Genomic DNA, 14,612 nt, shown 5'->3' with positions numbered 1-14,612 from the left:
GACCCCCATGTATCCGTTTTCATCATTAAAGAAGCTTAAACCGGTTCAGCAGCACATTGCCCCTCTATTCATTATATGGCTGAAAAGGGAGGCATATGAAACTGAAACTAGGCCGCCCGTAAGAGAGAACCAACCATTACTTTCATTATAAAAAAGGGGCCGGGCCCATTACATTAGACAGATCGTCAACTGATTGAAAAGAACCGTAAGACACTCTACTAGGATGCTTAGCAAATCTAACATACCTCGTTAACGGTCATTTCCTTGCAGGAATTCATATGCAAGAATCGCAAATTCAAGCGCCTGTCGTTTCGGTGCCTGCATCATATCCTCGCCAAGCAATGCTTGCAGTTTATCTAGTCTATGATAAAGCGTCTGCCTGACAATATAGAGCTGGCTTGCAGTTTCCTTTTTAGAACCGTTTGTCTGTAAAAAGATATTCAGCGTTTGATAAAGTCTGCCGCTATTTTGCTTATCATATAAAATGACAGGCTCCAAATACTCTTTCACCATACATTCAAGCAGTCCGCTTTCCTTCATGACAGGCATGAGACGGAGCATATGCAAATCTTGATAAAATGGGCTTTCCACACGCTGGGGCATCACTTTCTTTAAATGCAGCACTTCTTTGGCTGCTTGAAAGCTTTTTCTCATATGCTGAAACTGTTCACAATATGGACCGATGCCAAAATTGATCACAGTTCCGCGGGGCTGCTCGCGCTCATACAATTGTTTGATATCGCTCGCAGCCCTCTCTGCACGCTCTTTCCAATCCTCCTTCTTTCTCGTGTTCAATAAAATAAACAAGGTTTGTCCTTGATGCTCATAAGGAATCAAATGGAAACCCGCTCGCTGAAAGATAGAGCGGCAAGATACGAGAAAATAAAGATTTCCTGCGATTTCTTCGATTTGATGATGCTTTTGAAAGAGCATCACCACACAGCCGGTTGGCTTTTTCAATCCTTCTGTTTCTTCAAGATGCTCTAAAATATCTCTTTCTGTATGCTCTTCTTGGAACCATTTTTGCAGCCATTCGTTCTCTTTTGTCTTCTTCAGCTCTTCTGTATAAAGCTCTCTTAGCGTTTGCTGGGCAAGAGCATTTGCCCCTTTATCCATTACGAGCAGTTCGAATTCTGAGAGTGTGTTTGTTTGATGAATGAGCACAAGGTCTGCAAATGTCTGCTTGAGTGCAAGCACTTCTTTTTTGGTCACTTCGTATCCTTTTGGCAAGGAAGCAAACTGTAAATAATTCATGACCAGCTCTTCGGTTTGTTTGGAGGAATCACATAAAATAATCGGCTCCCCCTGAACAGGAATGAGTAAAAGAATGCCCCTTACGTGCTGATACACTTGATCCAAAATATCCATCTGCGGATGCGGAGTCAGCAAAAGCTCATTCAGTTTTGATGACAGTGCTTCTAAATCAGCCATCATTTGATACTGGCGTTCAATCATCATCGTATGGAGATGCTGTGTGATGTTGACGAATTTCACTTCTTTTGTAAACAAAATCAGCGGAAAATCTCTTTCTTCTGCATACGCAATCAGTTCTTCCGGCACATCGAATCTGAGCGGAACAAATTCAATACATAAGCCTGCCGCACCAGAATCGATCAGCTGTTTTAAAAATGCTTGAAACACATCCAATTGATCATGAAAGCCTGCGGCTGTGGTTAATATGAGCTCTCCCCCATTTAACAAATCTTCTACAGCAGGCACTTCTAGCACATGGACCCATTTGACCTGCCGAAACAATCCCTTTTCTCCTGCTAACACTTTTGCATGGGCAAAATACTTTGTTTTCAACACATCACTCACTTGAAAATGAACATCTGCATTCATTGATATGTCCCCCTTTGTTTGCCGCCTATCCCCTATCCCAGAGGGTGCATAGATAAAATCCATAATAAAACTGGTAATGTCACAATGCTTAAAACGGTACTGAGAAATGTCGTGCTTGAGACAAACTCAGGCTTCGTTCGAAATTGTACAGCCATCAGCGTGGTATTTGCTGCTGTCGGCATGGCTGCAACTAAGATCATAATTTGTTTCACTAGATCATCTACCGGTAAAATGAGTGTAAAGCCAAATGCGATGAGTGGTGAAATAAACAGCTTCAGCAATACAGCATAAGAAATATTGCGATAATCCACTTGCTTAAAAGAAATGACGGCAAGCTGCATGCCTAAAATAAGCATAATCGTCGGTATGGCGGCATCTCCCACAAGCTGGATACCCGTCATCACCTCTTTAGGTAGTGTAAGATCCATCAGCTGAAATAATAGACCGAGGAGTGCCCCATATGCAACCGGCATACGCAGCACTTTTTTCAGCACGACCTTCCCATCCCCTGCATCCTCTCCGCCCTTTGCTGCATAATACATACCGATCGTACTCATGACAAGCTGCTGCAGCACCATTAAGACGATGGCAATATCTAAACCTGCCGCTCCGAAGACAAGCAGGACAACAGGCGTGCCGTAATTCCCATTGTTCATAAATGCTGACGACAGAATCATGGCACAATACATTTCCTTCGAATAACCATAAATACGAGATAAAATAAAGACACATAAAACAAGTGAAAGACAAAGTCCGACGACAAAAATAGATAGGTACACATAGTCCATCGACACTTTGTTTTGATAAAAGGTTTCAAACGCAAGAAATGGTGACATTAAATATAAAGACATTGATGAGAGCGTATGTATGTCAAAACCAATGGCCTTCTGCCCAATATACCCGATAAGGAAAATACCGAACACTGGCAGTAAGACAAGTAAAAACTCCATGCTGCACCTACTTTTCTCTAGATGAATTCCTATTCTTCCTCATAATCATACCACTGTTAAACAATAAAAAAGAAGCACCCTTATGAAAGGCCGCTTCTCTCCTCATCCAAATAGAACACTTCCCACAAATGACCATCAAGATCCTGAAAGCTCCAACCGTACATGAACCCATGATCCTGCTTTTCCTTAAACGGTGACCCGCCTGCTGCCATCGCCTGCTCCACCAGCTCATCGACCTCTTTTCGTGAATCAACCCGCATAGAGACAATGACCTCTGATCCCTGCCTTGCATCCACCAATTGTTTTTCTGAGATGGTTTGAAAATGCTTATGGGTTAACAGCATGACCGTAATGGTGTCACCAATGACCAAACAAGCTGCCTGATCATTCGTCAGCTGCTCTTGAAAGTCAAAACCCAGCTGCTCAAAAAAAGCCTTTGATTCCTTGACATGCTTTACCGGTAAATTGATATACAAATGTTTAGCTTGTCGTCCCATGTTCCTCTCCTTTTTGAACACATGATCTCCTTTCAGTATATTCAGATTTTGCTCCGGCATCCCTTTATCGCATGAAAAAATAAGCTCTCCATCTTATTTAAGCAAAAAATGATGATGAATCTTGAACAGGTAGCAGCGCTCGTGCTGCTACTGTGTCTCTTAATCAAAAAAAAGCGCCTTGTGACAGGCGCTTCTTTTCAGCGTGATAGAAAACCTTTGCAGTCTAGGAAGGTCGAGCACCGGAGCGGAGCGAATGAAACATTCGTGAGCACTGGAGCGCAGATCTGACACCGAATGCGAGGGTTTGTCTGTGCGCTGGAGCGCCTTGTGACAGGCGCTTCCTTTCATTATTTCTTATATTCAATATGGTACACGTCTCTTCTTCGGTCTTTGAGCTGACGTACCGTTCCATCTTGCCGCTGTCTTCTTAAAATTTCTAAATCGACATCGCCAACGACGACCATTTCTATATTCGGATTACATTCTCCTACAATCCCATCTCTTGCAAATTCAAAGTCAGATGGGGCAAAAATCGCTGACTGTGCATATTGGACATCCATATTTTCGGTTTGCGGAAGGTTTCCGACAGTTCCTGAGATAACGGTATAAATCTGGTTTTCAACCGCTCTAGCCTGTGCACAGTAACGCACTCTTAAATAGCCTTGGCGGTCTTCTGTACAGAACGGAGTAAAAATAATTTTCGCTCCTTTATCAGCTGCAATTCGAGCAAGCTCAGGAAATTCAATATCGTAGCAAATTTGGATTGCAATTTTACCACAGTCTGTATCAAATACCCGAACCTGATCACCTGCTGAAATCCCCCACCATTTTCTTTCATTCGGTGTGATATGGAGCTTATATTGCTTTTCAATTGTTCCATCACGTCTAAATAAATAAGCGATATTGTAGATTTTCCCTTCCTCTTCAACGAAATGGGATCCGCCAATGATGTTAATGTTGTACTTCACAGAAAGGTCTGTGAACAAATTAATGTAGTCCTCGGTATATTCTGTGATCCTTTGCACTGCAAGACTTGGGGAGCGCTCCTCTAAGTAAGACATGAGCTGCGTTGTAAAAATTTCTGGGAATACGGCAAAGTCAGCTGACGCATCTGATGCGACATCAACATAATACTCCACCTGATTCATGAATTCCTCGAAGGAATGAATTTGTTTCATCGCATATTGAATGACGCAAATACGAACTGGGAATGCCGATTTATAATATCTCTTCGATTGCGGACGATAATCGACGTTGTTCCATTCCATTAACGTGGCATATGTGCTCGATGCCTTATCATCCGGCAAGTAATTCGGATTGATCCGCATGAGGCTGAATTCATTTAACAGCTGAAAAGATAAAACAGGATCATAAATTTGGTGAAGCATGACCTGCTCCACATATTGACGAGGCGTCATTTCCTCTTGGTATTTATGATAATTCGGGATGCGTCCGCCAATGATGATGCTTTTTAAATTTAATCTTCTCGCTAAGTCTTTTCTTGCTTCATATAAACGATGGCCAATTTTCATGCGGCGGTATTCAGGACTAACCATCACTTCAATTCCATACATATTCATCCCATCTGGATTATGGTTAGTGATGTACCCATCATCTGTGATGTCCTGCCAAGTATGACGGTCATCGTATTCATCAAAGTTAATTAATAAACTTGAACAAGAGCCAATGATTTCTCCCTCAAATTCAGCACAAAACTGACCTTCTGGGAAATGCTCAAGATGGCTTTCAAGGTGCTCTCGTTTCCAAGGGTCCATGCCCGGAAAGCATACCTCCTGCAAGGCGATGATTCGGTCAATATCTTCTTCCCGGATATTACGGATCACCATTCTTTTTTCAAACCGCGTTAAATCGAGTTTTTCTGCCATGATGTTTTTGCCCCCTTACTGATCCTCTTTTTCAAGCTGATGGAATAGCTGGAGCAATTCGATTTCAGCCATGGATTCTAATCTGACATCATATTCTTCAAACTGCAGCGTGCTCGTCACTTTGTTTGGGACGATGACGCATTTCATGCCTGCGCGTTTGGCAGCAATTGATCCATTCACTGAATCCTCAAATGCCACACAATCCTTTGGCTCTACACCTAAGCAGCTTGCGGTTTGCAAATAAAGCTCTGGATGAGGTTTGACTTCTTCCACATCATCTGACGTGCGGATACATTCAAAGTAATCGAAAAGACCAATTTGCTTCAGGTGATCAGACACCCATTTATAGTCTGAGCTGGAAGCAAGTCCAATCTTGATTCCAAGCTCCTTCGCTGCCTGTAAATAAGCTTCTACGCCAGGTCGTGCTGATTCATCCTTCATTCTCTTTTGAAAACGAGAACGCCGGTCCGCTGTGAGTGCCTCATGATCGAGCGTCTTTCCTAGCTGCTTTTCTAAGTATTCAAAAGGCTTAAAGCCTGCCTGCGTCCCGATGACGTTGCCCCATACAGAAAGAGGCAGCTCCGACTCATGCTCTGCAAACATTTCTTGTAAAACTTCATATTCATGTGTTTCTGTATCTAAAATTAATCCGTCAAAATCAAATATAATCGCCTTTACCAACGAGGCCACTCCTTTTTTACGAAAGTCTTTAATATGATACTCAATGCTATCATATCGTGAATAAAATTGACTTTCAAAGATGAATGTCTGCTAAAATCATTATGTATAAAAGGAGCCTGTACCATTTTGTCAGGCTCCTACCCGTGTTCGGTTATTCTGCAAGAGATCCAAGCGCTCCGATTCGTGGAGAAATAGGCAATGTTGAAAAAGAGCGGGTTTGGTATTACAGATCTTAAGGTTTCTCCGTTCCCTTAAAAATAGTATGTGCGGCAGCCTTGTAAGTTAACAAGGAAGTTCACACCAACTTTTACGCATTTTGAAGACGGCGGCTGGCAAAATCGTCTAAATCAAACGGAAAAGAAAAGCCGCATGCATTGACCTGATCACGATTTCGCTCGAATAGCTCACGATCACGCTTTGTAATATGGCGTTTAGGTTTTACAATAATGGTATGTAATAGCTGAAGTCCCGATAAAATACGAAAAGCATCGTCCATCGTTCCGTTATAAACCCCTTCAACAAAGGTCAGCGGGCGTTCTTGTTGACGCGCAGCTGGGTTTTCACCGACAGCATGGGATAGAAGATCTTCAACATCCTTTGATATTTCTTCAATTGCCTGCTCTTGCATGTCTGTAGCAGCTTTCATTATTCTCACGTGGCATCTACCTCTCTGTCGTTATTTCTCCATTCAGAATAGCACAGAAAAAAAGGCGTTCGCCAAGGTAAGTGTTTCCTATATATACCCAAAGAAAGGAACGGATATCATGAACATTAACGGACACACGCTCTCGCTAAAAGCAGGTGAGCACGATCATGACACTTCACTGAGTCAGTTTTTAAAAACAGCCGTGTCGGCCTCAAAACCGATTATCCATTTTTGGATGGAGCATCAAAAAATACGTTTAAATCAAAAGCCTGCCCATCACGCGGCAAAGGTTAGTACAGGCGATCACATCCTGATCGATTTATTTGAAACGGAAGAAAGTGATGTGACGCCAGAATATGGTGAATTAGAGGTGCTCTTTGAGGACGAGCACTTATTGATTGTGCAAAAGCCCGCTGGACGACCAACGCACCCGAATGAAAAGGGACAAACGGGCACACTGGCAAACCTTGTGGCCTTTCATTTTCAAGCAAATGGCGAGGAAAAGCGAGTGAGACATATCCACAGACTCGATCAAGACACAAGCGGCACGGTCATTTTTGCCAAACACAGATTAGCTCATGCTGTGCTTGATCAAATGCTTTCTAAAAAAACGATCAGCCGAACCTACATCGCTATCGCAGAAGGACTTTTCAAGAAAAAGAAAGGCACTATCGAGGCAGCGATCGGCCGTGACAAGCATCATGCCGTCAGACGAAGAATCTCTCCTACTGGTCAAAGTGCTGTCACTCACTTTCAGGTTATGGACACTAATAAACGTCTGCAAATGACAGCTGTTAAGCTGCAACTTGAGACCGGAAGAACACATCAAATTCGTGTCCATCTTAGCAGTCTCGGGCATCCTTTAGCCGGGGATTCACTTTATGGCGGCGCTCGCGCTTATATCAACAGATGCGCTCTTCACGCCAAACAAGTAGACATGACACATCCTTTTACAGGTGAGCAACTGAGCATAGAAGCACCGCTTCCACTAGATATGGCTCAGCTCATGGACGAGATCATTCATTAAAAATGAGCCTGCTTTTGATAAGCAGGCTCTTTCTTCATTAGACAGATGCTCTTTTGGCATAAATAATGTACCGCTCTGGTGCATTGCCGACGAAATGAAATGGATAGCATGTCGTTAACACGAGCTCTTCCTTTTTATTCTGCAAAGTAATAATGGATGTATCATGCTGATCCACGATTTTCGTATGTGTGATTTCATAAACAAACTCACCATACGGCACAGTGATTTTCAGCTGATCGCCAATATTCAATTCACCTGTTCGGCGAAATACCGTGTCACGATGGCCAGATAGGACGATTTGTCCCTTTTGATCAGGGTAATAACTGCCTTTGTAATGCCCGACTCCTTTGGCAAGATCATCCGCATCTGTCCCTTCGACAATGGGTAGGTCTGCTTTTAATTTCGGAATCGTCAGGATGCCAGAGGCTTTCCCCACTTCAGGAGAAAACTGCTTCTTTGACATCCTTTGATCGTCCGCTACCGCTTTCTTCGCGTCTTCTAATGATTGTGCTGTTTGAAGGTGCGTAGAGGCGATTTGCCAAATTCCCCAGCCAAGCAAGAAAATTCCTGCTGTCATCACAGTAAGTGCAAGCCACTTTTTCATGCTTAAACTCCTTTACCTGTTACATTTCTCTTAGATGATACGCTTTTAGCTTGCTGCTTTTTCTTCTTGTTTTGCTTTTTGAATGCGTCCCTCTTTTTGATACACAATGGAAGCTCCTTCAAAGCTCTTCACAAAAGCGACAGTGGCTTCTAAATCCTCTGGGCCTGTTTCAGGATTTTTCCCCAGCCTTCCTATCGGTGCATACTTACTGCCAGTTGCAGTTGCCATAAAGTTATTCACCGTGAGTGTATATGTTTGATCAAGCGCAACGGCTGATCCATCTGGCAGCTTTAAGTCGACTACTTTATATGTTACCGGATCATAGGAATATGAAAAGCCCGAAATGCTATAATCTGGTCCAAATTGAGGAGAAATTTGCGCTTCAATGATCTCAGCCAAGTCTTTTCCCTTAATCTCAAGTTTAACTAATACGTTGCCGAAAGGCTGAATATTAAACAGATCTCCCCACGTAATCGACCCTTTTTCAAGGTTTTGTCTGATGCCGCCGCCATTCATCATAGCAAAATCACTTTTCATAGAATACCTCATGCCATCAGCTATCAAATTACCGAGCGGCGTGTCTCCATCATTTGAATAGCCGCCTTCCATTTTGATACCAGCTTCTCCAACTACCTCACTAATAATCGGCTCAACTTTTTTCCCGTAATGAGCCAAGATGCCGGCTGCTTCCTTGTCCTTTTCAATACCAGACTGGTCTACGTACTGGATATTTGCACTCTTTTTGACAATATCCTTCGTTATGCGGTCAAGTGTTACATTGACCTCACCAATGGCCTTCCCATATTCAAAGGCTTGAACAATTAATTTCCCATTGACCTCTCCGTTTACGACTTCGTGATTATGCCCTGCAAAGATGACATCAATTTCATCATCGCCTTCTTTGGCAAGCTTCGCACTTTCTCCAGTGATGGTGTCTCCATTTTGTGAGGCTGTCATATGAGCTAAAACCGCTATGGCCTTGATCCCTTTTTGTTTTAGTTCCTTAGCGGCTTCATTTACGGCTTTGACTTCATCTGTAAACTGAATGTCTTTAATCCCTTCTGGCATGACCATTCCTGCGGCTGACTTTGTCACAACACCGATAAATGCTACAGGAATTCCTTCGACATCCATGATTTCATAAGCAGGTAAAAGTGGTTTGCCTGTATCCTTGTATTCACAGTTTGCACAAACGAGCGGAAAATTCTGCCCGTCATATCCCTTTGTGCCTTTAGGATGATCTCCGCCATTTATGATACGTAATAGCTCGTCCACCCCTTCATCAAATTCATGGTTGCCGACCGTGCCAACATCAAAGCCAATGTTCTCCATGAGTTCAACTGTTGGTTCATCTTGCAGAAGAGACGATATTGGAGAGCTGCCGCCTATCATATCTCCAGCATGGACTGTGATCGTATTTTTGTTTGCTGCTTGTTTCTGTTTCATATAAGCCGCCACATAATCCATCCGCCCGTACGTTCCTTTATTACCATCACCTTTTAGATCCAGCTCGTATTGTTGATCAATTTTTCCGTGTAAATCATTCATGCTTAAAATGGTTAACGGGACTTCCCCAGCTTCCTCTGCCGGCTGATAGCCAGCCTGTTCTGCTTCTTCTTTTGAAGCAAAAAAGATGCGTTTATCTACAGCGATTTCTTTCCAGCTGTCAGGCGATACGTACGTTTTCGCTGATGAATCACCGACGTAGCGTGTCAGTCCTTTTTTCTGTTCACGTGCTCTAAATTCAAACGGTTGTTCCAGCAGCGGATCCGCTTCATTCCAAATACCCAGCCCTTTTTCTTTTGCCTCTTTGACCGCTTTTTGGAACGTCTGATAGTCCTTTTCATCTCCAACCGGCCAGATGAAATACGTAGGGGCATATCCTTTTTTCACAAGCTCTAAATTCGTATTGACCCCTTTTTTAGTTTTCACTTGAGCTAAAAGACGTCCATAGGCGTCCTTCGCTTCAGGACCAATCTTTAATGTGACTTTATCTCCGCTTGAAAGAAGCGTATTTAAATAGTCCGCCGCCTTTTGTCCAAAACGCAGCTGGTTTTGATCTAATTCATTTTTTGGCTTATGGTACGTTTCCGGCGTGTCCATATTCACAAAGCGCACCTTTGTTGTACCAAGCACAGGCTTCTTTAAATGAATCGTATCTCCATCTACCACCCGGTCAACCGTTGCCTCGTATTCTTTCTTCATTTTTGGCGGCTTCGGCTGGCGTTTCAGCAGACTGACATCACCTTTGTGTCTTGGAAGCACCTGCAGCGTATCATATCTGCTTAACACTCCTGTAAACTCATACCATTTCCCTGTCTTTACTTCATCAATGGCACTAGTATCCACCATCACTCTAAGGATGGTGCTGTGATATTTTTTATCAATGACTACTACATTGTATCCACCGCCAGCCGGCTGCTCTGGTTTTGATTCAACATAGCCTTTGACCTTCACAAGTTTTCCTTCATGTTTACGTGCCTGATCCGTTTCTAGTTGTTTCACGGAGACTCGCTTCGGTTTTGGCAAAGTTTGATTCACACCATCGATCTTTAGACGGTCTCGATCCGGCACAATTTCAATCAGTCCTTTATAAGACGTGATCTTCCCCGTTACTGTCACCTTCATGCCTGCTTTTAGTTCTGGGAAATTGCTTTGCTGTGCTGAATAAATATTGATTCCAGCTGATTTGTCTTGAATGTACGTTGACAGTTTCCCATTGCCTATAGCCGATTGGTCTGCTGTCACAATTCCACTCACCGTCACCGTCTCTCCGATCAGCTGACGGGCTTTCTTGATTTTCATTGGCTTCTTTTGGTTCCAAACCGTTTCCTTCTTTTCAGACGCAATGGCTTGTTCTGCTGTGATCATGCCAGGCAGTAAGGATTGCAGACTAAAGATCACTAAAACCAGACAGCAGATCATTCGAATGGATCGAACACGTTTCATTAGACCCTCCCCTTCCGAGCTTTTTCTCTCATAGTGTACTAAGTAAATATTGATGGTAGATGGATTTCTTGTAAATCTTATGTCTGTCAGCTCATTGGAAACGTAATAATCACTCGTGTCCCCTCAAAGCTTTTGCTTTCAAAACGAATGCTGCCGCCATGGCTTTCAATGATTTTAATCGTCATCATTAAACCAAGGCCAGTCCCTTTTTCTTTCGTTGTATAAAAAGGTTCACCCAGTTTCCCTATTTCGTCTTCTGGTATGCCCTTTCCCTGGTCTTCAAAAATCAGCATCATCTGATTATGTTCCAATACGGATGTGACTTGAATGACACCTGTCACACCATCCATCGCTTCAATACCGTTTTTAAGAATGTTTAAGAAAACTTGTTTCAGCTCATTTGGTATACCTTGAATGTTTGGCAGCGACGGAGATAAATTCTTCTGAATAGACACGCCTTTTAAAACCGCCTGTGATTCAACGACCATGATCACTTCTTCGAGCAGAAGATTGACATGTACCGGCTCAAATTTCACCGATTTGCTTCTAGAGAGCACAAGGAATTCATTAATAATCGCTTCAAGCCGATTAAATTCAGACATCATCACATCTGCATAATCCTTCTGATATTTCTTACTTTGAATCATCAGCTGTAAAAATCCCTTTAACGACGTCAGCGGGTTCCGTATCTCATGGGCGATGCCGGCTGCAAGTTGACCAACTGCGGACAGCATCTCTGACTTCATCAGCATTTTCTCTGACTGCTTTTGATTGGTAATGTCCTCTGAAATCCGCATCACGGTTGACTGCATTTTGTCAGGATCATCAATTCGGTGTAAAGAGACTCTCTCCCATCGTTCACGGCCTGATAAATCCTGAAAGTACAGCTCACCAGTCCAGCTGCCTTCTTTTAAACAAACGTCCCATTGCTTTTCTAAATCATCACATTGACACAGCGAATGATAGACAGAAAAAATATCTTTGCCGATCAGGTCATATTCATGCTGCTGTACAAACTGGCAAAAGCGCTGATTCACGCATTGGATGACCCCTTCCTCAGTTGCAACAACAATATGGATATGGCTATTATCCAGTGCTGTTACCGCTAGATGGAGTGACTGTTTGATTTTTGTCATTTCCGTCATTTTAATCCACGTCATCACCGCTCCCTCATGATCTTGATCAAAGATAGGTGTGATGTGAACAGTGAATTGTTCTCCTTCATTCGTTTCAATTTCTCGTTCGATGACGCGCCTGTCCGAGATAACCGATTGTATGTCATGATAGAGCGTTTCCTGCGTAAGCTTCTTAGCCATCGCCTGAAAGGATTGCTGTTGCCTTATTTGAGCTGAAGTAAATAAAGAGGCGGCTGTAGGAGTGTAATAGCGAATATTCATGTCCCGGTCCACAAACAACGTCGCAAGCTGGGGCTTAACAGAAGGTCTATACAGTTCTTCCCTTGTTACCCTTAAGTTGTTTATGATATTAATAAAATGTTCATGTTTTTTCTCAAGCTCCGCTATTTGCGTGTTTTTCACTTTTAATTGAGCCCTTGCCTCCTGCTCTTTTTGTTTAATTTCATTGAGTTCATTTTCTAAATCGACAATACGCTGTTGATAAACTGAATTCTGATCTGGCATCCCTTTTTCCCTGCTGTTCTTTTGAATTTTCCCTCTCTCATTCATTCGAATGAGAATGACGTATACCCCTTTAAAACGGTGATCAAAACTCTTTACAATAAAATCCGCATACTGCTTTTTTCCTTTTTCCGAAATGAGGACATGCTGAAACACAACCTCTGTCTCGTCCGTCCATACCTTTTGAAAGGTTTGACTCAACATCTCTTTCAAATAATCAGGTGTCACATATTCACATGATTGATCTGACACTTCTGTACGGTCTAAGAAGGAATAGGCCCCATTTGACATCGCCAGAATTTTGTCACAATCATTGATCACCATGCATGCGTCATATTCTTCGCTCACTTCTTCCATATATTGAGCAGCTCGCTTTTTTAACTCGGCATCACGAGCGTCACATACCCAAGGGACACTAGATGCAGGAACATTTGAATAGGTGTAAATGTTCCACTTCTCATTGAATAATTGAAACAATCGAGGAATATTGGGAACAGTTTCATTTGGCCCTAAGATTAACACCCCTTGATCTTTTAAAGCATATTGGAATCGGGATAATACTCGTTTTTGTACTTCTGGCTCAAAGTACATCAGAACATTTCGGCAACTGATAAAATCGAGGTGGATAAAAGGTGAATCAATCAATAAATTGTGAGGAGCAAAAACAATATGTTTTCTAAGCGACTGCTTCACAATAAAAGCGTCACCTTTTTTTTCGAAATATCGCGCCCGCCATTTTTCCGGTATGCTTGCCATAGACTCTATCGAATAAAGACCTTTACTAGCTATTTGAATGGCTTTTCGGTTGATATCTGTCGCAAAGACTTGAAGTTCAATGGACACATCTCTTCGCTTCATTTCTTCTAAAAATAAAATCGTAAAAGAATAAGCTTCTTCCCCTGTCGAACATCCCGCAGTCCAAATTCGGCATCGAGATTTCCCGTTGTTCATCGAATGGTCAATGATTGACGGGATCACCTTCTGTTCACATACTCGAAAAGCCTCCATATCTCTAAAGAAAGCAGTCGTGCCGCTTAGGAGCTGGGCATGCAGGCGGTCAAGCTCATCTGGTTCTCTTTCTAATAGACGATCGTACTCTGTTAATAATGACATCGGTTCGTCTGCGGTGCGCATGCGTTTTTGAATAACAGAAAGCAGCCTTTTCTTTTCATAGGTTGAAAAGGCAATCCCTTTATACATTTCGAGACGTTCAATGATTCTTAGTAAAGCTGGATCCGTCTCATCCGCATGCGGGACATTGATGATATTGGCCATATAAGCTGCAAGGGTGGATGGATTTTTGAATGTGTGATGATACATGCTGTCAAAACCACTCTCTACCTCACTGCATGATAAAGCTGTACCGCCTTGCTCAACCAACCGAAGCAATCCACTCCCCACACAATGACCTTTTTGAAAAAAGATCGCAAACGCCTCTTCCTTTTGAACACTGGCAAGTGACTTAAAAAGCGAGTCGACAGAGCATGCCTTGTTTGTTGGCAGCTGTTCTGATACATGAAGCCGATGATCTTCTGTTAACGTCACAGCCGCATGCTGCGGACAAAAATAGATGGTCTTCTTCATGACTTTCTCACCATGTTTAATCGTTTTTGCCCGGTAGCCAATCGGTAAAACAAGTGCTTCTAAATCTGTTATACAATCGCCTGTCACATGATTTTGCACAACAATAAAAGAGGCATTTAATTCATGTGGCAACGATTGAAAAAAAGCCTCAAGATGATGCTGTTCAAACGGCGAAACACCGATGCCGATCACTGGTGCCTGCACATGTTCGTCTTCTATCAAACGATTAATGATTTTGTCCTGCATCTGGTACCCCCATGTTCATTCGTCTGATACTTTTTTTCGACAAAAAGAAAGAAAACCCTCTAA

Annotated in this window: 10 protein-coding genes; 1 reads left to right on the top strand and 9 read right to left on the bottom strand. The window is 42.7% G+C overall.

Annotated features, from left to right (window positions below; all coding sequences use genetic code 11):
* Positions 1 to 249: 249 nt before the first annotated feature.
* From MHH61_RS13610 to MHH61_RS13585, 6 genes are all read right to left on the bottom strand, one after another.
* On the bottom strand, positions 250 to 1,842 hold the full coding sequence (locus tag MHH61_RS13610; protein WP_125587337.1) for a PucR family transcriptional regulator ligand-binding domain-containing protein: 1,593 nt from the start codon (positions 1,840 to 1,842) through the stop codon (positions 250 to 252).
* A gap of 32 nt (positions 1,843 to 1,874) precedes the next feature.
* Positions 1,875 to 2,792, bottom strand: a complete 918-nt coding sequence (locus MHH61_RS13605) for an AEC family transporter (protein WP_125587338.1) — start codon at positions 2,790 to 2,792, stop codon at positions 1,875 to 1,877.
* 80 nt (positions 2,793 to 2,872) lie between these two features.
* On the bottom strand, positions 2,873 to 3,289 hold the full coding sequence (locus MHH61_RS13600; RefSeq protein WP_024425308.1) for a VOC family protein: 417 nt from the start codon (positions 3,287 to 3,289) through the stop codon (positions 2,873 to 2,875).
* Positions 3,290 to 3,636: 347 nt separating this feature from the next.
* Entirely contained in the window at positions 3,637 to 5,175 is a 1,539-nt protein-coding gene (locus tag MHH61_RS13595) for a bifunctional GNAT family N-acetyltransferase/carbon-nitrogen hydrolase family protein (protein WP_012009394.1), read from the bottom strand.
* Between the two features lie 15 nt (positions 5,176 to 5,190).
* A complete protein-coding gene (locus MHH61_RS13590; protein WP_034282284.1) occupies positions 5,191 to 5,856 on the bottom strand; it encodes an HAD family hydrolase in 666 nt (221 codons plus the stop codon).
* A gap of 307 nt (positions 5,857 to 6,163) precedes the next feature.
* Complete coding sequence (locus tag MHH61_RS13585; protein ID WP_041109882.1) at positions 6,164 to 6,511, bottom strand: DUF5365 family protein; 348 nt, start codon at positions 6,509 to 6,511, stop codon at positions 6,164 to 6,166.
* A gap of 109 nt (positions 6,512 to 6,620) precedes the next feature.
* Between MHH61_RS13585 and MHH61_RS13580 the strand changes: the two genes are divergently transcribed.
* Entirely contained in the window at positions 6,621 to 7,529 is a 909-nt protein-coding gene (locus MHH61_RS13580; protein WP_125587339.1) for an RluA family pseudouridine synthase, read from the top strand.
* 37 nt (positions 7,530 to 7,566) lie between these two features.
* Here MHH61_RS13580 and MHH61_RS13575 read toward each other — a convergent pair whose 3' ends face one another.
* The 3 genes from MHH61_RS13575 to MHH61_RS13565 all read right to left on the bottom strand — a co-directional run bounded on the left by MHH61_RS13575 (position 7,567) and on the right by MHH61_RS13565 (position 14,549).
* The gene (locus MHH61_RS13575; protein ID WP_125587340.1) at positions 7,567 to 8,133 is read right to left on the bottom strand and encodes a class D sortase; all 567 of its coding nucleotides are present in this window, start codon (positions 8,131 to 8,133) and stop codon (positions 7,567 to 7,569) included.
* A gap of 45 nt (positions 8,134 to 8,178) precedes the next feature.
* Positions 8,179 to 11,082: a 5'-nucleotidase C-terminal domain-containing protein gene (locus MHH61_RS13570; protein ID WP_125587341.1), complete on the bottom strand. Its 2,904-nt coding sequence runs from the start codon at positions 11,080 to 11,082 to the stop codon at positions 8,179 to 8,181.
* Positions 11,083 to 11,168: 86 nt separating this feature from the next.
* A complete protein-coding gene (locus MHH61_RS13565) occupies positions 11,169 to 14,549 on the bottom strand; it encodes a CheR family methyltransferase (RefSeq protein ID WP_125587342.1) in 3,381 nt (1,126 codons plus the stop codon).
* Between the last annotated feature and the right edge of the window lie 63 nt (positions 14,550 to 14,612).

The organism is Bacillus sp. FSL K6-3154, assembly GCF_040869395.1.
Classification (GTDB): Bacteria; Bacillota; Bacilli; order Bacillales; family Bacillaceae; genus Bacillus; species Bacillus safensis.
This window is presented reverse-complemented; position numbering and strand designations above follow the sequence as displayed.